The organism is Mesorhizobium sp. M0276 (assembly GCF_040321755.1).
GTDB lineage: Bacteria > Pseudomonadota > Alphaproteobacteria > Rhizobiales > Rhizobiaceae > Mesorhizobium.
In genome coordinates this window covers 88623-107886 of the sequence record NZ_JAMYSC010000003.1, presented here as the reverse complement: position 1 = coordinate 107886, position 19264 = coordinate 88623, and the positions used below count along the sequence as shown (strand labels likewise).

The window sequence follows — 19264 nt, the reverse complement described above, 5'->3', positions numbered from 1 at the left end:
CCCATGGCTCCGTCGCATGTGCAACACACCGCAACACAGCCTGATTGGGATTTATGTGCCGCCGGGCATAAATGATTGAAAACAGACATTTAGTTTGAAGATCGGCAGCAAATACCGGTTGCTGTCTCGATGGCATTGAAGCGATATAACATCGATTGACGTTAAAATAACACATCATTATGATCACCCAATATGCAGACCTCCTAATAGGGCCACACAGAATTCCCCGTAGGCCAAATCCGGCGAGGGATTGACAGCGATGCAGGGATGTGAAAATTTTTGCACACAAAGATAATAATATCATCCTGGGGAGGAGATGGCTTGAAATCCGGCGGAACCGCTAACCGCGACCATGAATCCAGCCTCGCCACCCGCGCGGCCTGGCTTCACTATGCCGGCGGTCTCACACAGGCCCAGGTGGCCAAACGGCTCGGCTTGACCAGCCTCAAGGCGCATCGGCTCATCACCCGGGCCACTCAGGATGGCCTGGTCAGAGTGATTATCGACGGCGACGTCGGCGAATGCATCGACCTCGAGCAGCAGCTGATCGATGCTTATGGGCTCGATTACTGCGAGGTCGTTCCTGATCTCGATCAGGACGATCTGCCGCTGAAGGCGCTTGGCATCGCCGGCGCGCAGTTTCTGAAGCGCGAGATCGATCGCGGCGAGGACATGCTGATCGGCGTCGGCCATGGTCGTACCCTCGCGGCAAGCGTCGAGTATCTGACGCGCACCGCCGCCGCCCATATCCGTTTCGTCTCGCTGCTTGGCGGCGTGACGCGCAAATTCGCGGCCAACCCGCACGATGTCATGCATCGCCTGGCCGAGCGGACAGGCGCGCAGGCCTATGTGATGCCGGTGCCTTTCGTCGCCAACACTGCCGAGGACCGTGAGGTGCTGCTTGGCCAGCGCGGCATTAGCGATGTCTTCGCTCTCGCAAGCCGATCCGACCTGATGTTCGTCGGCATAGGAACCGCCATGCGGGAAGCCTCGCTGGTCGCTACCGGCATGATCGAACATTCCGAAATCGATGAGGTCAAACGTGACGGTGGCGTTGGCGAGCTGCTCGCCCACTTCTTCGATGACAAAGGACGCCCGGTGGAAACGGCGCTGTCGGAGAGAATTCTGGCGCTTCCGCGGGATCAGTTGAAAGGCCGTAGGATTGTCGCCGTCGCCGGCGGCAAGGTGAAAGTGCGCGCGATCAAAGCGGTGCTCGAAAGCCGCTATCTGAGCGGCCTGATCACCGATGAAAGCACTGCACGCGCTCTTGTCGAAAAGAACCAATCCAATGGTGCAAAGCCCCATGTGAACGGAGGATCGTCAAATGCGTGACAACGGCAGATCTGCCCTGCAGGTGGTTGCGTCATGAGTGCGAAGGCTGCCACCGTATCGACCCGGCAGGCCTCGCCCGGCTTGCGTCGGATACTTGCCGGCGTCGCGGTCGTCGTCCTACTCGGCGCCATGGCGCTCGACACCAAGGTGGTCAGGATCGGCTCCGCCGGTGACGTCCGCAGCGCCGTGTTTTCCGCAGCAGATTATGGCAAGTCGGAATTTCCCAAGGTGCAGGCCGATGTCGAGACCCGTGCCGCCGACGCCGTGACAGTGGCGACGGCGATCGCCAAGGACAGGGCGACGGCCGAGAAGGAATACGGCGTGCCCGCAGGTGTCGGGCCAGTCATTTCGGTCAAGTTCACCGGCGTTGTCGGCGAAGGAAAATCGGGCATCTACAAGGTCGCAGTCGACGGTTTGCCCGACACGTTGATGATCCGCGTGCAGACGGGACCGGCGATCAACGGCACCGAACTGCGCGACGCCACCGGCAAGATCACATTCGGCCAATTCACCAACCAGATAGAATACCAGGACGCCGGCTCGGCGCTGAACAACGAGATGAAGAAGGGAGTCCTGGCAAAGGTCGACACGAGCACCTTGGCCGGCAAGACCGTTTCGGTTGTCGGCGCGTTCAAGCTGGTCAATCCGAAGAGCTGGCTGGTCACTCCCGTGAGGCTGGACGTCAAATGAAACCGGCTGCGAATGGCGACGCCGTGCTTTCGGCGCGCAACATCGTCATGTCGTATGGCGGCGTCCATGCCCTCAGGGGCGTCAATTTCGACATCCATCGCGGCAAGGTCACGACGCTGTTCGGAGAAAATGGCGCCGGCAAGTCGACGCTGATGAAGATCCTGTCCGGCGTCGTCACGCCGACGTCGGGCGACATCGTGCTCGACGGCAATCTCGTCAGTTTTTCGTCGTCCTCGGACGCGCGCGATCGCGGCATCTCGATCATCCACCAGGAACTCAGCCTGGCGCCGAACCTCAGCGTACGCGACAACATCTTCATGGGCCGCGAACTGCGCACCAGGACCGGCCTCGACTTCGCCGAAGAGTCGCGCCAGGCGCGCGCACTGATGGCCGATCTCGAAGAGGATATCGATCCGATGACCCTGGTCGAGGATCTGCGCCTCGGGCAGCAGCAGATCGTCGAGATCGCGCGGGCGCTGTCGGTCGATTCCCGTATCCTGATCATGGACGAACCGACCTCGGCGCTCAGCGCCTCAGAGGTGGAGGTGCTGTTCAAGGTGATCCGCGATTTGACCAGCCGCGGCGTCTCCATCGTCTACATATCGCATCATCTCGAAGAGGCGCTGCAGATCACCGACTACGCCGTCGTCCTGCGCGACGGCGCGATCACGGCGACGGCAGAGGCCAAGGATATCGACCTCGAATGGATCGTGCGAAACATGGTCGGCGAGAACTTCGATCTCGGTTCGCCGCCGACCGGTCATGCGTTCGGCGAGGTCGCCCTGTCGATCGAGGATGTCAGCGTCGTCGACACTTCGGGCTCCGGTTATTCCGTCGTCGATCATCTGTCGCTGGACGTCAGAGCGGGCGAGATCGTCTGCATCTATGGGCTGATGGGCGCCGGGCGCACGGAATTGCTGGAAGCGGTCGCCGGACGGGTGCCGATGGCGGGCGGCCGCGCGCTTCTGGAAGGCGAGGACGTCTCGGGACTGAGTATTGCCCAGCGCATCGCCAAGGGACTGGTGTTGGTCCCCGAGGACCGTCAGCGCGACGGGCTGGTGCAGACCATGACCGTCGGCCGCAATCTCTCGCTTGCCAGCATCGAAGCGTTCGCAAAGGGGCTGTTTCTGTCCCGCACCAGGGAGCGTGGGCTGGTCGAGGATTCGATCCGCAAAGTGACCATCAAGACCGCCGGTGGCAACGCCATGATCGGATCGCTGTCGGGCGGCAATCAGCAGAAGGTGGTCATCGGCAAGATGCTGACGACCAACCCCAAGGTTATCCTTCTCGACGAGCCGAGCCGGGGCATCGATGTCGGCGCCAAGGCCGAGGTCTTCCGCTTGCTCAGCGAACGCGCTGCGCAGGGCCTTGCAGTGATCTTCTCGACCTCCGAGGTCAACGAGTGCCTCAGCATCGCGCACCGCATCGTCGTCATGCGCCGGGGCAAGATTTCAGCGCAGTTCGGCGCCAACGCCACCAAAGAGCAGATCATGGCCGCCTCCGGCGAAGCCGTGGTCGCCTGATCACCAGGAATTTCGGAGCCCAGACCATGACCGATGTCAGCCAGGCCAGAAAACAATCCAGTCCAAGCGCGGGCGGCGAAGGCTTTGATCTCGCCAAGCTGCTGCTCGAGGGACGCGCTTTCTTTGCCCTGATCGTGATCATCGTCGTCTTCTCGTTCCTGTCGCCCTACTACCTCTCGGTGGCGAACTTCCTCACCATGGCTTCGCATGTCGCCATCTTCGGAATCCTCGCAATCGGCATGCTGCTCGTCATCCTCAATGGCGGCATCGACCTGTCCGTGGGGTCGACGCTCGGCCTCGCCGGCGTCGTTGCCGGATTCCTGATGCAGGGCGTGACGCTGACCTGGCTGGGCGTCGTTCTCTATCCGCCGGTCTGGGTGGTCGCCGTGCTTGCCTGCATGCTGGGCGCCGTCGTCGGGCTGATCAACGGCGTGCTCATCGCCCGCTTCAAGGTTCCGGCCTTCGTCGCGACGCTGGGCGTCATGTACATGGCGCGCGGCCTGGCGCTGCTGATGACCAGTGGCCTGACCTACAACAATCTCGGTGGCAAACCGGAGCTGGGAAACACCGGCTTCGATGCGCTTGGCTTCAACCGCCTGTTCGGCGTGCCGACCGGCGTCGTGGTTCTCGTGGTGATCGCGCTCATCGGCAGCATCGTCTTGAACCGCACCGCCTTCGGGCGCTGGCTTTACGCCTCGGGCGGCAATGAGCGTGCGGCCGAACTGTCCGGCGTTCCGGTCAAGACGGTGCAGATTTCCGTCTATGTGCTGTCAGGCATCTGCGCCGCCATTGCCGGCCTGATCCTGTCCTCGCAGCTGACATCGGCAGGACCGACCGCAGGCACCACTTACGAACTGACGGCCATCGCGGCCGTCGTCATCGGCGGCGCGGCACTGACCGGCGGGCGCGGCAACATCCGCGGAACCCTGCTCGGGGCCTTCGTCATCGGCTTCCTGTCCGACGGTCTGGTGATCATTGGCATCTCATCCTACTGGCAAACAGTGTTCACCGGCGCGGTCATCGTGCTCGCCGTGCTGCTCAATGCCGTTCAGTATCGCCGCCGCAGCAAGCTCCCAAGCGCTACGGGTGGCCAACCGACTTCTCAGAAACGGGGGAAGGCCGAAGCGGCCAATCCTGCCCAAGGGAAGACTGCCAGGTGAACTGGCAGCAACACCGCGTAATCATTGGAGGAATATACATGAAAACCATACTGAAAAGTCTGCTTGCGGCCGCGATGGTCGTCGGGTTCACGGCCGCCGCTTCTGCCGCGGGTCTGATCTCGATCATCGTCAACGATCCGGCCAATCCCTACTGGCTCACCGAGGGCAACGTCGCCAAGGCCGAGGCCGAGAAGCTCGGCTACACGGCCAATGTCGGCGCCCACAAGGGCGACACCAACACGGAAAGCAACCTGATCGACACCGCCATCACCAACAAGTCGGTGGCCATCATTCTCGATCCGGCCAACGCTGACGGCTCCGTCGGTGCGGTGAAGAAGGCGATTGCCGCCAACATCCCGGTTTTCCTCGTCAATGCCGAGATCAACCAGGAGGGCCTCGCCAAGGGGCAGCTCGTCTCCAACAACGCGCAGGGTGCCGCTCTCGGTGCCCAGCAGTGGGTGCAGGCAGTCGGCGAAAAGGGCAAATATGTCGAACTGCTCGGCGCCCCGTCGGACAACAACGCCGCGACGCGCTCGAACGGCTACGCAACTGTGCTGAGCCAGTATCCGGACCTCGAGAAGGCCGCTTCGCAGGTCGCCAACTGGGATCGGACCCAGGGCCACGACAAGATGCAGAGCATGCTGCAGGCCAATCCCAATATCATCGCCGTGATCAGCGGCAATGATGAAATGGCGCTCGGCGCGGTTGCGGCGCTGAAGGAAGCCGGCAAGCTGGCTGGCATCAAGGTCGGCGGCTTCGACGGCTCCCCGGATGCGGTTGCGGCGATCAAGTCCGGCGAACTGCAGTACACCGTGCTGCAGCCGGTTGCCATCTTCTCGGCCAAGGCCGTGCAGCAGGCGGACTCGTTCATCAAGACCGGCGCCACAGGCGCGGCGACCGAGAAGCAGCTGTTCGATTGCCTTCTCATCACCAAGGACAATGTCGACAAGTACACCGCACCCTTCGTGCTGTCGGAGTGAAACCTGAACAGGGGGTGTCCTTGCGGACACTCCCTGCCTCTTCTGCGAAATCGCCCTCGTGAACTGCCTTCTTAACCAACCGGAATTTGCGGCATGAAAGACCTGCTGATCGGCATCGACGCGGGAACGTCGGTGATCAAATCGGTCGCTTTCGATCTGTCCGGGCGGCAGCTCGCCATGACGTCGGTGCCCAACAGCTTCGTCACGCTGGAAGGCGGCGGCGCCGAGCAGGACCTCGACCAGACGTGGCGCGACATGGCGCGGACCGTGCGGGATCTCGCGGCCAAGATCCCCGACCTCGCGCAACGAACCGCGGCGGTTGCCATCACCGGGCAGGGCGACGGAACCTGGCTGATCGATGGCGACGGCTTGCCGGTCTCGCGCGCATGGCTGTGGCTCGACGCCCGCGCCGGACATCTGGTGGACGAGATGCGTGCCGATCCCAGGGATCGCCGGCGATTCGAGCTGACCGGCACGGGACTTAATTCCTGCCAGCAGGGTGCCCAGCTTGCCTTCATGAAAAAGAACAGTCCGGCCATGCTGGAGCGGGCTGCCACCGCACTGCATTGCAAGGATTGGCTCTACTTCAAATTGACGGGCGAACGCGCCACGGATCCTTCGGAAGGGACATTCACTTTCGGAGACTTTCGGTCGCGCAGCTATTCCGACGAGGTCCTCGACATCCTGGATCTGACGACGCATCGCCGCCTTCTGCCTCCCATGCTGGAAGGCACCATCGACCATCATGCGTTGTCACGATCGGCGGCGGCAGAGACCGGCCTGCTCGCAGGCACACCGGTGGTGCTGGGTTACGTGGATATGGTCATGACGGCTCTCGGAGCCGGCCTCTACGATCCCTCAGGCAATGTCGGCTGCACGGTGATTGGCTCGACCGGCATCCACACGCGCTTCGCAGCCGCTCCCGGCGATGTCGTGCTGAACGATAATGGCTCCGGCTACACCATCGCCATGCCTATTCCAGGCGGCTTCGCACAATTGCAGTCCAACATGGCGGCGACGCTCAACATCGACTGGCTGCTTGGCCTGGCGCGCGATGTGCTCGCGACGGCTGGCGGCAAACCTTCTCATGATGATTTGCTGAAGGCACTCGATGTCTGGGTGGAAGCATCCGAGCCGGCATCGCTGATTTACCAGCCTTACATATCGTTGGCTGGCGAACGCGGACCATTCGTCGACCCCGATGCACGCGCGGGGTTCATCGGAGTTTCGGTAAAGCACGGCTTTGGCGATCTGGCGCGCGCCGTCCTCGAGGGATTGGCCTTCGCAGCCCGCGATTGCTACCAGGCGATGGGTCCCGTGCCGAGCGAGATTCGCCTGTCGGGCGGCGCCGCGCGCAGCCCGTCTTTGCGCCGCATCATCGCGGCGGCGACACGGGCGCAAGTCCGAACGAGCAGCCGCCAGGAAGCCGGCGCTGCAGGTGCCGCGATGATGGCCGCGGTCGGCCTCGGCGTCTACGGCTCGATGGAAGACTGCGCCGCCGAGTGGGTGACGCCGCTTCTCGGCGACTGCGATGCCTATGATGAGGTGCTATCGCAAACCTACGATGCGCTCTTCCCTTCCTTCGTTGCGGCGCACCGGGCGCTTCGGCCGGTGTGGAAGGGCATGGCGCACCGCACAGGAGCAAGATCTTGAGCAATACAACAGATGTCGTCGATCTCTTCGTGATCGGCGGCGGCGTCAATGGGGCCGGCATAGCGCGTGACGCGGCAGGGCGCGGGCTGTCCGTTATCCTGTGCGAAAAGGACGATCTCGCCCAAGGCACCAGCTCGCGCTCCGGCAAGCTGGTGCATGGCGGTCTGCGCTATCTGGAATATTATGAATTCCGGCTGGTTCGCGAAGCGCTGATCGAACGCGAGGTTCTACTCGAGGCGGCGCCGCACATCATCTGGCCGATGCGCTTCGTTCTTCCGCACAGCCCGCAAGACAGGCCGGCATGGCTGGTCCGGCTCGGACTGTTTCTCTACGACCACCTTGGCGGCCGCAAGCGGCTGCCGGGAACCAGGACACTTGATCTGAGAACGTCGCCGGAAGGCGCGCCGATCAAGAACGAATTCAAGCGCGGCTTCGAATATTCCGACTGCTGGGTCGACGATGCGCGGCTGGTGTTGCTCAACGCTCTGGACGCCAGGCAGCGCGGCGCGACGGTTTTGACTCGTACTGCATGCATTGCGGCACGACGCGAAAATGGCCTGTGGTCGATTGATATGCAGGATGGCCGCACGGGTGCGATCACGAAAGTCCGGGCGCGCGCACTGATCAATGCGGCAGGGCCATGGGTCAACGACATTGTCAGCCGCGTCGCTGGGCAGAATTCCACCCGCAATGTTCGCCTTGTGAAGGGCAGCCACATCGTCGTGCCCAAATTCTGGGAGGGACGGCAGGCCTATCTGATCCAGAACAACGACAAGCGGGTGATCTTCGTCAACCCCTACGAGAACGATCTGGCGCTGATCGGCACCACCGACATTCCCTACGAAGGCAGGCCCGAGGAAGTGGCAGCCGAGGCAAGCGAAGTCGATTACCTGATCAAGGTGGTCAATCGCTATTTCAAGCGGCAGCTGACGCCTCAGGACGTGGTCTACAGCTTCTCCGGCGTGCGTCCGCTCTATGACGACAATGCCGATAATCCAAGCGCGGTGACGCGCGACTATATTTTCGAACTCGACGCTTCCAACGGCAACGCGCCGCTGCTTTCGGTGTTCGGCGGCAAGATCACCACCTTCCGCAAGCTGTCCGAACATGCGCTGGAAAAGATCCAGCCGTTCTTTCCGACCATGAAGAAAGCCTGGACGGCCAAAATTCCCTTGCCGGGGGGCGACATTCCCAATGCTGACTTCGAGCAGTTCCTGAGTGATCTGCATTCCGAGTTTTCATGGCTCAGTCCGTCGCTGGTGAAGCACTACGCTCGAACCTATGGCACCCGCGCCAGGCAATTGCTGGCCGGCGTGCATAACGAAGCGGATCTCGGCCACCGCTTCGGACCCGATTTTTATGAACGGGAGGCGAAGTTCCTTGTCGAGACCGAATGGGCCGGCACATCAGTCGATATACTGGAGCGCCGCACCAAACATGGCCTGCATATCAATGCGGCTGAGCGCAAGACATTTGAAGACTGGTTCTCCAACATCATGGCGACGACGGACTGATGGCCTTCACGCTTTCCCTCAACACCAATCCCCTGGTCAACCGCTTCGCCGATCCAGATGATCTGATCGACGCGATCGCCTACGGCATTGGCATCCGGGACGTGCAACTGACGCACGAATTCGTCAATCCGGGCTGGCCGGCGGCGACGATTGCCAAATTCCTTCGCCTGTTCAACAGCGCATTGGCGAGGACCGGCGTGCGGATCACCTCGGGCATGACCGGACCCTATGGCAGGCTCAACCATTTCGGCCACCCGGATGCGGATGTCCGGCGCCACTATATCGACTGGTTCAAGACCTTTGCCGACATTTCCGCCGAACTCGGCGCGTCGGGCATGGGCACGCAGTTCGCCATCTTCACCTACAAGGACTTTAACGATCCGCAACGGCGGGCAGTGCTGCTCGACATCGCGCTCGAATGCTGGCGCGAGGTGGCCGAACACGCCAAGGCGGCGGGCCTGACCTATCTGTTCTGGGAGCCGATGTCGGTCGGCCGCGAGTTCGGCCACACGATCGAAAGCTGCGTCACGCTGCAGAGCGCCATCGATGCGGCGAAGCTGCCCATTCCGATGAAGATGATGGTCGATATCGACCATGGCGATGTGACCTCGCCCAACCCTGCCGACACCGATCCCTATGCCTGGGCGAAAGCGTTTCCATTGCAATCGCCGATCATCCACATCAAGCAGTCTTCCATGAACAAGGGCGGCCACTGGCCGTTCACGGCCGCCTACAACAAGGATGGCCGCATAGTGCCGCAAAAGCTGCTGGATGCCGTTCGGCAGGGCGGTGGCACCGACAATGAAATTTGCCTTGAACTTTCCTTCAGGGAGAGGGAACCGGTCGACCGTCAGGTTATCGAGATGATCCGCGAGTCGGTGGATTTCTGGGCGCCTTACATCGACAGTGGCCGCGACAGCCTCAAGCCTCGAGTCTGAGTGAAATACCGGCTCGACGCCGGCACTGGTGGCTAGGAAAACACGCGTTGAAGGAGAAAAGAATGACCCCATATTGGGTCGGCACGAGCTGGAAGATGAACAAGACGCTGTCGGAGGCGTTGCAGTTCGCCGATGCGCTGACGGCTTTCGTGCCCGGTTTCGATCAGGCGATACAGCCTTTCGTCATCCCGCCGTTTACCGCCGCGCGCCAGGTCAAGGCCGCGCTGGCCAAGACACGCGTGAAGGTCGGTGCCCAGAACATGCATTGGGCCGACGCCGGCGCCTGGACTGGAGAGGTTTCGCCGGTGATGTTGAAGGATTGTGGGCTCGACCTGATCGAACTGGGCCACAGCGAGCGCCGAGAGCATTTCGGTGAAACGGATGCGACAGTGGGACTGAAAACCGCGGCTGCGGTCCGGCACGGTTTCGTGCCGCTGATCTGCGTCGGCGAGACGCTGGCCGAGCGAGAATCCGGCCGCGCCGATGAGGTTTTGACCGCGCAGGTTCTTGGTGCGCTGCAAGGCCTTGAGGGCGATGCACCGTCAGCAGAAATCCTCTTTGCCTACGAGCCGGTCTGGGCGATCGGCGAAAAGGGCATTCCCGCCAGCGCCGACTATGCCGACAGGCAGCAGGCGCTGATCAAGAAAATTGCCGCCGACCGGTTGCCGATTGCCCCGCCTGTGCTTTACGGCGGCAGCGTCAATCCCGGCAACGCGGCCGAACTGATCGGCCAGCCGCATATCGACGGCCTGTTCATCGGCCGCTCCGCGTGGCAAGCGGAAGGCTATATCGACATTCTGAAAAAGGCGTCGGCCGCCATAGCTGACCGCTAAAGACCAAAGCAAAGGAGTTCATCACCATGAAGATCGCACTCGGAGCCGATAGCGCCGGCAAGCCGCTGCTCGATGTCATCGCCAAGCACCTCGCCGGCAAGCCGGAACTGCAGGTCGTTGATCTCAGCCAGGCTGGGTTCTACGCCGATATCGCCGCCGCGGTCGGCCACGAAGTTCTCGACGGCAAGTACGACCGGGCCATCCTGTTTTGCGGCACGGGCATCGGCGTCAGCATATCCGCCAACAAGGTGCCGGGCATTCGTGCCGCATTGACCCACGACACCTATTCCGCCGAGCGCGCCGCCAAGTCCAACAACGCCCAGATCATCACCATGGGCGCCCGCGTCATCGGTCCGGAACTGGCGAAATCGATCGCCGACGCATGGCTGGCCTCGGAATTCGATCCGAACGGCCCCTCCGCCGCAAATGTACAGGCCGTCGACAAGCTCGACGCCAAGCGCTGACGCGAGGGACCTGCTGCTGAGTTACCTGGTCAAGGCGACCCGCATCGCCTCGATCACGGTCACGGCGGACGCGGCGCCTGGGTCCATATGCCCAAGCGAGCGCTCGCCGAGGCGGGAGGCCCGGCCCTTGGTGGCGATCATCGTCTTGGTCGCTTCCGCGCCTGCCTTAGCCGCCTGCGCGGCAGCCTCGAGACTGCCCGCCAGATCCTTGCCGGAAGCCAGCGCGTCGCCCGCCGCTTGCGCTGCAGGCGCCCATGCGTCGATCATCGTCTTTTCGCCAGGTTCAGCCTTGCCGCGATCCTGAATGCCCTTGGCCATGGCCTGGAACAGCGCGACCGTTTCCGCGTCGTCAAGCGTCGTCTTGCCCTTCACGGCTGCCGCGCCACGCATCAACGCAGTCGCATAGAGCGGACCCGAGGAGGCGCCGACCGCGTTCAGGAACGACTTTGCCGCCGTATTGAGCAAGGCAGTCGGGTCAGCGGCCGCCGTGTCGAGCGCGGCTACCGCATCGCGTGCCGCGGAAAACCCAAGCTCCATCGCGATGCCGTGGTCGGCGTCGCCGATAACCCCGTCAAGCGCGCACAGCCTGTCCCTGTCGGCTGACATGGCGTTTGCGATCGCCGCGAACATCGCAACAAGGCGGGCAGTGTCGATTGTCATGTCTTTGTCCTTGCCGCAGAGAAGGTTAGCCGGCGCGAAACATGGCGCAGTCACACGGGTGGTCCAGCATCGTCTGCAACTCGCCGTCAAGCCGATGCAGAGTGATCGAGGCCCCCGCCATTTCGAGCGAGGTGCAGTAGTTGCCGACCCAGCTTGCGTGGATGGACACACCGATCTCGTCGAGCCTCTGCTTCACGCGCCGGTTCATGATGTAGAGTTCCATCAGCGGCGTCGAGCCGAGCGAGTTGACGAGCACCGCGACCTTGTCGCCGCGCGCCGGCGCCATCTCGCCGAGGATCCTGTCCAGCATCTCGTCGGTGATCTCGTCGGCTGTTTTCAATTTTTCGCGCGCGATGCCGGGTTCGCCGTGAATGCCCATGCCGATCTCCATCTCGTCCGGCTCGATCTCGAAATTCGGCCGGCGGGTCTGCGGCAGCGAACAGGGCGACAGCGCCACGCCCATGGTGAAAGTGTGGTCGTTGGCCTTGCCGGCGACACGCTCGCATTCGTCGAAGGACAGCATCCGGTCGCAGGCAGCACCGGCCGCCTTGAAGATGAAGAAATTCCCGGCGACGCCGCGCCTCTTGTGCCGCTGGTCACGCGGTGCCGAGGCGACGTCGTCGGTGCTCAGCACGGTACGCACCTCGATGTCGTCCATCGCCGCCATCTCGGCGGCCATGTCGAAATTCATCACGTCGCCGGCATAGTTGCCGTACATGAAGAGCACTCCGGCGCCGCCGCTGACTGCCTTGGCGCATTCGAGGATCGGGTCGGGCGGCGGCGAAGCGAAGACATTGCCGATGGCGGCCGCGTCAGCCAATCCCTTGCCGACAAAGCCGAGAAAGCTCGGCTCGTGGCCCGAGCCGCCGCCGATCACGAGGCCCACCTTGCCTTGGCGCGGTCCATCGCGGGCGATGATCGAGCGTGGGCTGCCGTCCACGCTTTTGAGATGGCGGGGATGCGCCGCCAGGATGCCTTCCAGCATCTCGTCGACGGCGCGATTGCCGTCATTGATGATCTTCTTGGTCTGCACCGGCATCCTCCCGATTTCGGCATTTTCGCAGATAATACCGGGTGTTATCGGGATTTCTACCCGGCAAGGAGTATTTCACGCCTAGAGGTGTTCCCGCCGGCCAGCACCTTGACGCAGTATTGGCTCAATCGCCGAGGCCATCGCGGATGGCTGAGAAATAGCGATCGGTTCCGACCTGGCCACCCTTGAGCGCAACCTCCAGTCCGTCGATCGCCTTGACGCGCGAATGGGCAAAGCAGAGCGGCGAACCCGGCGAAGCGGGCAGCGGCATGCGGATTGTCAGGGCATCGACACCCATCTCGCCAAGTGCATGGCTCGACGTGTCGCCGCCGGCAATGACCACGCGCCGCAGGCTCTGTTCGATGGTAAGGCTGCGAAGGATTTCTCCGAGGCCGCGGCCAAGCCTGTGGCGGGCGCCTTCCTGCCGGTCGATTTCGGTGCCCCTGTCGGCTGTAGGGCCAAGCGCGGTGTAGAGGATGATGCTGCGCCCGGCTTGCAGACTGGCAAGTCCGTTTTCCGTCGCACGCGTGATCGCCTGCTCGGAAGCCTCGGAAATCAGTTCGATGGGATCGACCTCGATGCCGTCGAACCCGTCGGTCAGGGCGTGCCGGATCTGTCGTTCGGTGGTCGGCGAGCAACTGCCCGACACCACGGCGATCCGGTCGGCGGCGCCCGGTGGCGTAAAGCCTTGTCCCGCGCCGACTATATCATTCGACGCCCACTCCGCCAGCAGCGCGTACTCCACTCCGGACGAACCTACGACGAAGGAACCGCCGGGCTTGCGAACGCGCCACAGCTCGTTGCCGGCCAGGACTTGCGTCTCCAGATTGTCGACATCGATAAGCACGATTGCGGTGCCGTTTGCGGTCAGGCGATCGAATGCCGCCGACCGCGACGCGGACTGTAGCGTAGCAAGATCGATCAGCCCGGAGCTCAGCGCCGTCTGCCGCGACAAATGGATCAGCAGATCCGACTCATCCATCGGCGTCGTTGGGTGGCGGCTCATCACCGGGTGGCGGTCGATACGAAAATATTGGTCGCGGTAGGCGGCGAACAGATGGCCGAAGGCGGTGTAGCGCTTGAGCTGCGGCGCGCCGACTACCAGCGGCACACTGGCCTGCGCGAACACCGAGCGGCCGATCTCGATGGCCCGGCCGATGCTGCCGATCGCCGGGCTGGAATCGAAGGTCGAGCAGACCTTGTAGTGGCAGATCGCGGCGTTGAGCATCTTCAGCCAGGCGAAAGCCTCGCGCAGATGCGTGTCCATCCACTGCGGCGTCTCGCTGCGGCTGGTGCCGGCCAGTCCGATCGCCCGGCAATGCGCGAATCGCGACAGCAGGGCCGCGTCCGGCTGGCGCATGAACAGCACGGTCGGCACGCCGCCGAGTTCTAGCGCCTCCATGACATCGGTCGAGCCGGTCAGGTCGTCGCCATAATAGCTGAGAAGCAGGTCCTGCATGGCTTCAGGCTGCCTTGCCTTCGCCGAATTTTTCGATCGACCGCGCCAGTTCAGGGTGGTTCAGGGCGAAGTCGGCAAGCGGAATGCCGTCGACCGCCGCCTGCCAGGCTTGCTGCACGGCACGCACGCCGGCGCCCGGCCCGTCCGGATGGCTGACGATGCCACCGCCGCAGAGATAGAGGAGATCGACCGTCCGGCCGGTTCGTCCGTACGTCTCGGGCGCCTGGCCGCCCCACTGGCCGGAGCCGGCAACCGGCAGCGCGCAATCATCAGGCGAGAAGATCGGCGTGGTCACCGCCTTGAAGGATTCGACGAAGGATGCATCCGGCTCCCAGTATTTCGAGGCGATGCCGTTGATCTGGAACTGGTCGACGCCGAGCAGCCGCCAGAACTGCTGCCAGACCTTGAAGTCCATGCCGAGGCCGGGGTGACGGGTGAGGATGTCCCAACCGTTGCGATGGGCGTGCAGCACCAGGCTGGAGCGTTTTCTCAGGAAGGCCATGCCACCGAAACCGATCGAATTGATGTTGACAACAGCGCAATTGCCGCCGGCCTTCACAACCAGATCATGATTGCGCATCATCTCGTCCGGGTCGGCATGCGAGATGCCGAAGGCATACATCACTTTCTTGCCGGTCTTCTGCTCGTGATCGAGGATGAGCGGCATGATCGCCTTCACCCGTTCCGACAGGGGCGAATAGGCCGGGCTCATCAGCTTCTCATCGTCCTTGATGAAATCGACGCCGGCGGCGATCAGTTCCGCCACCATTGCCGCCGTCTCCGGCGGCCGCAGCCCGAGCGCCGGCTTGACGATCGTGCCGATGATCGGGCGGTCCGTCACACCGGTCAGCCGGCGGCTGCCGGCGACACCGAATTGTGGGCCGGGGTGGGCACCGCGAAAATCCTTCGGCAGCTTCATGTCGACGACGCGAATCCCGGAGAGGCCCTTGATCGAATAGGTGCCCCCGATGGCAATCGTCATCAGCGCCGAGAGGTCGGTGCCGATGGCATCGAAGGGAAAGGCGATGTCGACATCGGCGCGCCTGAACGGCCCGTCGCCGGCATCGGGAAGGGACGGCCGCTCGGCATCGGGTAGAGGTCGTATCGCCAGCACGCGCGCCGCCACCCGGGCCTTCAGCTCCTCGGTCTCGCCAGGCAGCGCGACGAAGGTGCCGGTCGACTGGTCGCTGGCGATCTTGGCGGCCAGCGCTTCGATGCTGCCAGGCGTTTCGATGCGATAGGTGAGGGTGATCATGGTCTGTTGTCTCACGCCGAGCATTCGAAAAAGATTCACCAGTGTGCGAAATCTGGTATAATGAGTACCTAAGTATTGCAAGACATATCCGCTGGAAGCCTTGGTCGGATCGACAGAGGGCAATTTCGGGGAATTGTGGCGGCAGTGTTAGATATGGCCGGGTCAAGGGAGTGATTCGCGACGATGAACCGTTCGGAACCGATTGTCCGGCGCAAGCTTTCCGACGAGGTCTTCTTGCGGCTGAAGCGCCTGATCACCAGCGGCGAACTGATGCCGGGCGACGACATGCCATCAGAGCGAGAGCTGATGGAGCGCTTCGAGGTCGGCAGGCCGGCGATCCGCGAGGCGATGCAGGCGCTGAGCAATATGGGGCTCGTCGCGATCTCGCATGGCGAGCGCGCCAAGGTGCTTCAGTTGACAGCCAAGTCGATCATCAAGCAGGTCGATGGCGCGGCCAAGATCATCCTGTCGTCATCGAAGGACACGCTGGAACATCTGAAGACCGCGCGCATCTTCTTCGAGCGCGGCATGGTCAGGGAAGCCGCCGAAAAGGCCACCGCCGAGGACGTGCAGCGGCTGCGCGCCACCATTGCCGAACAGCGCGGCTTTCGCGGTGATTCCGAGGCTTTCATCTCCGCCGATATGAAGTTCCATACCCAGATCGCCGCGATCTCCGGCAATCCGATCTATGTCGCCGTCAGCGAGGCGATGCTGGGCTGGCTGAAGGAATATCACACCGAAATGCTGATCTGGACCGGTAAGGAAAACTTCACGCTGACCGAGCACGAAGAGATCATCGGCCGCATCGAGAACAAGGATGCCGACGGCGCCGAGAAGGCGATGATCAAGCACCTTGAGCGCTCGCGCGCGCTCTATGTGATGAACTCCGAAAAGTAACTTCAGCCGATCCGGACTATCGCGTAAGGGGTCATCACGAGGTGGCCTCGGCCAAAAGCTGAAATGTCGACCGGCACGTCGTCCGCCGTCAGGTTCGCCAGCCACGCGATAGTCTCGCCCGAGGCAGAACGACCTGCCAGCGCCAGCACCTTCGTCTCATCGCTCGTCCTTGCCGCCACATGCGCAAGGCCGGCCATCTCGCAAAGTCCCTTGATCGCCCTGAAGATCGGCCGGGGTGATCCTTCCGCGACGGGTTCCCCGGATGACGCCAGCACGCCGAATGGCCCGGTGAAGCTGGAAAGCGTCAGCATCTCCAGCCCGGCCGGTGCCACACGCGCGGCATATCCGATCGTCCACGCTGCGGCGAAAAGGCCGGCATGACGAGGATCGCTGTCGGCCATGGCGATGCGCTGTCCCCCGGGATTGGGCTTGGTCGCGCCGCCATAGGGGTTTTGGCGCATGGCAATCGTCGCCGGACCGATCCGGTAGGGTTTTGTCCTGAAGATCGCTCGTGCCGATTGGGTGACGAAAGGCAGCGCCTCCAGCGATTGCATGATGTTGAGATCGTCGGCCGCATGCACGATCGGGCAGGTGCAATGGGTGATGAAATCGAGCTGGTCCGCCGGTACGCGCTTCCGGTTGAGCTCGGTGAAATAACTGAACATGCCGCCGCCGAGTCGGACATCTGGAAAGGCGCGCCGCGCCGCGGCATAGACCGCTTCGAGCGGCGGGCACTCAGGCCACGCACTGCCCGGCGGCGTCGACTGCCGGTCGACCGAAGGCGACACCGCAATGGCCGAGAGGCTCAGCCCGGCCTGGTGCACCAGGTCGGCGACGCCTGACATTTCGGTTTCGAGGTCGCCAGTGCAGGCAACGACGCATTCGAGGGTCGTTTCAGCTGGGTAAGCAATTGCGAGCCGGGCGAAAGCGCGCAAAGCGTCGAGCCCGTGGCCGCGCGTCGGATCGTAGTGAAACAGCAGCTGTCGTGGGCCGAGTGTCGTCAGCAAGGCGAGGTTCGGCAGTGCCGTCTCGACATCCTCGGGATAGATGACCACACCGACATCGGGCAGCCTTGGTCCAGCTTCGCCAAGTTCGACGCGGATCGTTTCGCTGGCCACGGCGGCAACTGGCGCTTTGCCGTCATCAGCAATGCGCAGGCTGATCGTCTGCCGCAGAAGTTGGCCGGCGGGCAGCACATAGGGCCACGGCAGCGCCAGCGGTCGCACATAGGTCTTGTAGGACGCGTCCGACCAGTTGCGCTGGTCTTCCATCTCGAAAGTGTCGCCTTCCATTCGGCATTCGGCGGTGACGCCAGGCCGAACTTCATGGGTGATGGCGCGGATATCCTTGAAAGGCTGCCAGGGGTCGATCAGTTCGGGAAGTTTCGTCGCGACGATACTGCCGTCCGTATGCTCGACGGACACCGGGCCGCCGGCGAGGCCGGCGATCGGGTGCAGGATGCAGAAGCCGCAGCGATTGGTCTCGAAATCGCTCTCGGGCAGGGCGCTCACATCGAACGTCAAGCGACCCTCGGCGGAACCTTCGATCGTGGCGCGGAAGCGGAGCCGGCTTCCGTCCGGCCCGGTGCAATTTGCCGAATAGCCGACCGAGAAAGTGTCTGCATTCTGGTCGATGACAAGGTCCGTCAGCGCCGGCTCATAGGTGCCCCAGTCGCGATCCCTGACGATGTAGGCGATGGCGCGCAGCAATTCGGTGCCGCCAAGGCGAATGGTGCGCAGATTGCCGTTGACGAAGTCGGCGGTGAGCGCGCCTGCGCTCAGCCTGATCGGCTCGGCCTCGACCGCACGCGTGCCGTAGAGCAGGAAGGCGTCAGCCGTCATTTCAGCAAGGCGTCGAGCTGCACCGGTTGACGGCTCGCAGCACCGGCATAGGCGGCCTCGACCAGCGCAAACGTCTTGAGATTGTCCGTGCCCGAGGTCGCCGGTTCAATTCCCTTTGCCAGGCAGTCGACCCAGTGCTGCTGGATGGCGACGACGCTTTCCTGGATGTTGTGCCAGGGCCGCGACGCCCACGGCAGCAGCGGCGGCGAAACGTCGGTGGCGGCCGTGCCGCTCTGGCAGGTGACGGTGAGCCGGTAACCCTGCGCCAGCCGGATCGTTCCGTCGCTGCCGTCGATCTCGATCAGGGTCTCGGGGAACGGCTCGGTGGCGAGCTTCGTCGCGTAGCTGCAATCGACCACTGAGGTGGCGCCACTGGTATGATCCATCAGCATGGTCGCGACATCCTCACCAGCGATCGCTTGGTTGATGCGAGCCGTTCGTGTCGTGATCGTCGAGACGTCGCCGAGCAGGAAGCGGGCGATGTCGAGGATATGGATGCCGAGGTCCTCGATGATGAAGCGCTTTCCCGTCGCCAGATAGGGCTGGCCGGAAAACACGTCATAGGCGGAGCGGAAGGAAATGCGCCCGAAGAAAGGCGTGCCGATCTCGCCGCTGTCGAGCACGGCGCGTACCGCCTGGATCGGCGACTGCCAGCGAAAATTCTCATGCACCATCAGCGGCACGCCTGCGTCGGTGCAAGCCCTCACCATCGCCTTGGCGTCGGCGAGCGTCGGCGCGAACGGCTTTTGGCAGATCGCCGGAACGCGGTGGGCGGCCGCCATCTCGACAAGGGGACGATGGCTGGGCGCGGTGGTGGCGATATCGACGAAGTCGAACGTCTCGCCTTCGAACAGAGAGGTCGCGTCGGTATAGCGTTTCGCAATGCCGAACTGGTCGCCGACGATCCTGAGCCGTTCCGGATCGCGGTCGCAGATGGCGACGATCGAGGCGCCCGCTATGTCGCGCCAGGCATGCATCTGGTTGACGGCAAAGAAGCCGCAGCCGATCAGCGCTCCCCGCAGCTCCGCCATG

At 63.0% G+C, this 19264-nt stretch carries 17 protein-coding genes; 11 read left to right on the top strand and 6 right to left on the bottom strand.

The features are described 5' to 3' along the window. Positions 1-321: 321 nt before the first annotated feature. The 10 genes from NKJ01_RS03785 to derI all read left to right on the top strand — a co-directional run bounded on the left by NKJ01_RS03785 (position 322) and on the right by derI (position 11087). Entirely contained in the window at positions 322-1332 is a 1011-nt protein-coding gene (locus NKJ01_RS03785) for a sugar-binding transcriptional regulator (RefSeq protein WP_352600691.1), read from the top strand. A 33-nt stretch (positions 1333-1365) separates the two neighbouring features. Next, complete coding sequence (locus tag NKJ01_RS03780) at positions 1366-2022, top strand: DUF2291 family protein (protein WP_352726218.1); 657 nt, start codon at positions 1366-1368, stop codon at positions 2020-2022. After that, positions 2019-3545: a sugar ABC transporter ATP-binding protein gene (locus tag NKJ01_RS03775; RefSeq protein WP_352726217.1), complete on the top strand. Its 1527-nt coding sequence runs from the start codon at positions 2019-2021 to the stop codon at positions 3543-3545. The genes NKJ01_RS03780 and NKJ01_RS03775 overlap by 4 nt, the downstream gene beginning before the upstream one ends. Positions 3546-3571: 26 nt before the next feature. Beyond that, a complete protein-coding gene (locus NKJ01_RS03770; RefSeq protein ID WP_352726215.1) occupies positions 3572-4705 on the top strand; it encodes an ABC transporter permease in 1134 nt (377 codons plus the stop codon). 38 nt (positions 4706-4743) lie between these two features. After that, a complete protein-coding gene (locus NKJ01_RS03765) occupies positions 4744-5685 on the top strand; it encodes a D-ribose ABC transporter substrate-binding protein (RefSeq protein WP_352726213.1) in 942 nt (313 codons plus the stop codon). Positions 5686-5778: 93 nt separating this feature from the next. Next, on the top strand, positions 5779-7338 hold the full coding sequence (locus NKJ01_RS03760; protein ID WP_352726211.1) for an FGGY-family carbohydrate kinase: 1560 nt from the start codon (positions 5779-5781) through the stop codon (positions 7336-7338). Further along, positions 7335-8852 carry a glycerol-3-phosphate dehydrogenase gene (locus NKJ01_RS03755; protein ID WP_023756736.1) on the top strand — a complete coding sequence of 506 codons (1518 nt, stop codon included), beginning with the start codon at positions 7335-7337 and terminating at the stop codon, positions 8850-8852. The genes NKJ01_RS03760 and NKJ01_RS03755 overlap by 4 nt, the downstream gene beginning before the upstream one ends. After that, the gene (locus NKJ01_RS03750; protein WP_023756735.1) at positions 8852-9790 is read left to right on the top strand and encodes a sugar phosphate isomerase/epimerase family protein; all 939 of its coding nucleotides are present in this window, start codon (positions 8852-8854) and stop codon (positions 9788-9790) included. The genes NKJ01_RS03755 and NKJ01_RS03750 overlap by 1 nt, the downstream gene beginning before the upstream one ends. A gap of 62 nt (positions 9791-9852) precedes the next feature. Continuing rightward, complete coding sequence (locus NKJ01_RS03745; RefSeq protein WP_031259445.1) at positions 9853-10623, top strand: triose-phosphate isomerase; 771 nt, start codon at positions 9853-9855, stop codon at positions 10621-10623. Between the two features lie 26 nt (positions 10624-10649). Then, complete coding sequence (gene derI, locus NKJ01_RS03740) at positions 10650-11087, top strand: D-erythrulose-4-phosphate isomerase (RefSeq protein ID WP_023756733.1); 438 nt, start codon at positions 10650-10652, stop codon at positions 11085-11087. A gap of 21 nt (positions 11088-11108) precedes the next feature. Here derI and dhaL read toward each other — a convergent pair whose 3' ends face one another. The 4 genes from dhaL to oiaX form a co-directional block, all read right to left on the bottom strand. Further along, positions 11109-11747: a dihydroxyacetone kinase subunit DhaL gene (gene dhaL / locus NKJ01_RS03735; RefSeq protein WP_352726207.1), complete on the bottom strand. Its 639-nt coding sequence runs from the start codon at positions 11745-11747 to the stop codon at positions 11109-11111. Between the two features lie 25 nt (positions 11748-11772). Beyond that, complete coding sequence (locus tag NKJ01_RS03730; protein WP_352726204.1) at positions 11773-12786, bottom strand: dihydroxyacetone kinase subunit DhaK; 1014 nt, start codon at positions 12784-12786, stop codon at positions 11773-11775. A gap of 118 nt (positions 12787-12904) precedes the next feature. Beyond that, complete coding sequence (locus tag NKJ01_RS03725) at positions 12905-14239, bottom strand: four-carbon acid sugar kinase family protein (RefSeq protein WP_352726201.1); 1335 nt, start codon at positions 14237-14239, stop codon at positions 12905-12907. 4 nt (positions 14240-14243) lie between these two features. Then, entirely contained in the window at positions 14244-15494 is a 1251-nt protein-coding gene (oiaX, locus tag NKJ01_RS03720) for a 3-oxo-isoapionate-4-phosphate decarboxylase OiaX (RefSeq protein WP_352726502.1), read from the bottom strand. Positions 15495-15677: 183 nt separating this feature from the next. On the opposite strand from oiaX, the gene NKJ01_RS03715 reads away from it, so the two are divergent. Further along, positions 15678-16391, top strand: a complete 714-nt coding sequence (locus NKJ01_RS03715; RefSeq protein WP_352600665.1) for a transcriptional regulator NanR — start codon at positions 15678-15680, stop codon at positions 16389-16391. Between the two features lie 2 nt (positions 16392-16393). Here the strand turns inward: NKJ01_RS03715 and apnL are convergent, their stop codons facing one another. After that, positions 16394-18232, bottom strand: coding sequence for a D-apionate lactonase (gene apnL / locus NKJ01_RS03710; protein ID WP_352726199.1), 1839 nt, complete (start codon positions 18230-18232; stop codon positions 16394-16396). Beyond that, positions 18229-19263, bottom strand: a complete 1035-nt coding sequence (locus tag NKJ01_RS03705) for a Gfo/Idh/MocA family protein (RefSeq protein ID WP_352726197.1) — start codon at positions 19261-19263, stop codon at positions 18229-18231. Before NKJ01_RS03705 ends, apnL begins: the two co-directional genes overlap by 4 nt. Position 19264 lies beyond the last annotated feature (1 nt).

Bases quoted from the DNA above. Each gene is read 5' to 3' on its own strand.
- NKJ01_RS03780 (WP_352726218.1), top strand. From the start codon at position 1,366: ATGAGTGCGAAGGCTGCCACCGTATCGACCCGGCAGGCCTCGCCCGGC.
- NKJ01_RS03775 (WP_352726217.1), top strand. From the start codon at position 2,019: ATGAAACCGGCTGCGAATGGCGACGCCGTGCTTTCGGCGCGCAACATC.
- NKJ01_RS03770 (WP_352726215.1), top strand. From the start codon at position 3,572: ATGACCGATGTCAGCCAGGCCAGAAAACAATCCAGTCCAAGCGCGGGC.
- NKJ01_RS03765 (WP_352726213.1), top strand. From the start codon at position 4,744: ATGAAAACCATACTGAAAAGTCTGCTTGCGGCCGCGATGGTCGTCGGG.
- NKJ01_RS03760 (WP_352726211.1), top strand. From the start codon at position 5,779: ATGAAAGACCTGCTGATCGGCATCGACGCGGGAACGTCGGTGATCAAA.
- NKJ01_RS03750 (WP_023756735.1), top strand. From the start codon at position 8,852: ATGGCCTTCACGCTTTCCCTCAACACCAATCCCCTGGTCAACCGCTTC.
- NKJ01_RS03745 (WP_031259445.1), top strand. From the start codon at position 9,853: ATGACCCCATATTGGGTCGGCACGAGCTGGAAGATGAACAAGACGCTG.
- derI (WP_023756733.1), top strand. From the start codon at position 10,650: ATGAAGATCGCACTCGGAGCCGATAGCGCCGGCAAGCCGCTGCTCGAT.
- dhaL (WP_352726207.1), bottom strand. From the start codon at position 11,747: ATGACAATCGACACTGCCCGCCTTGTTGCGATGTTCGCGGCGATCGCA.
- NKJ01_RS03730 (WP_352726204.1), bottom strand. From the start codon at position 12,786: ATGCCGGTGCAGACCAAGAAGATCATCAATGACGGCAATCGCGCCGTC.
- NKJ01_RS03725 (WP_352726201.1), bottom strand. From the start codon at position 14,239: ATGCAGGACCTGCTTCTCAGCTATTATGGCGACGACCTGACCGGCTCG.
- oiaX (WP_352726502.1), bottom strand. From the start codon at position 15,494: ATGATCACCCTCACCTATCGCATCGAAACGCCTGGCAGCATCGAAGCG.
- NKJ01_RS03715 (WP_352600665.1), top strand. From the start codon at position 15,678: ATGAACCGTTCGGAACCGATTGTCCGGCGCAAGCTTTCCGACGAGGTC.
- apnL (WP_352726199.1), bottom strand. From the start codon at position 18,232: ATGACGGCTGACGCCTTCCTGCTCTACGGCACGCGTGCGGTCGAGGCC.
- NKJ01_RS03705 (WP_352726197.1), bottom strand. From the start codon at position 19,263: ATGGCGGAGCTGCGGGGAGCGCTGATCGGCTGCGGCTTCTTTGCCGTC.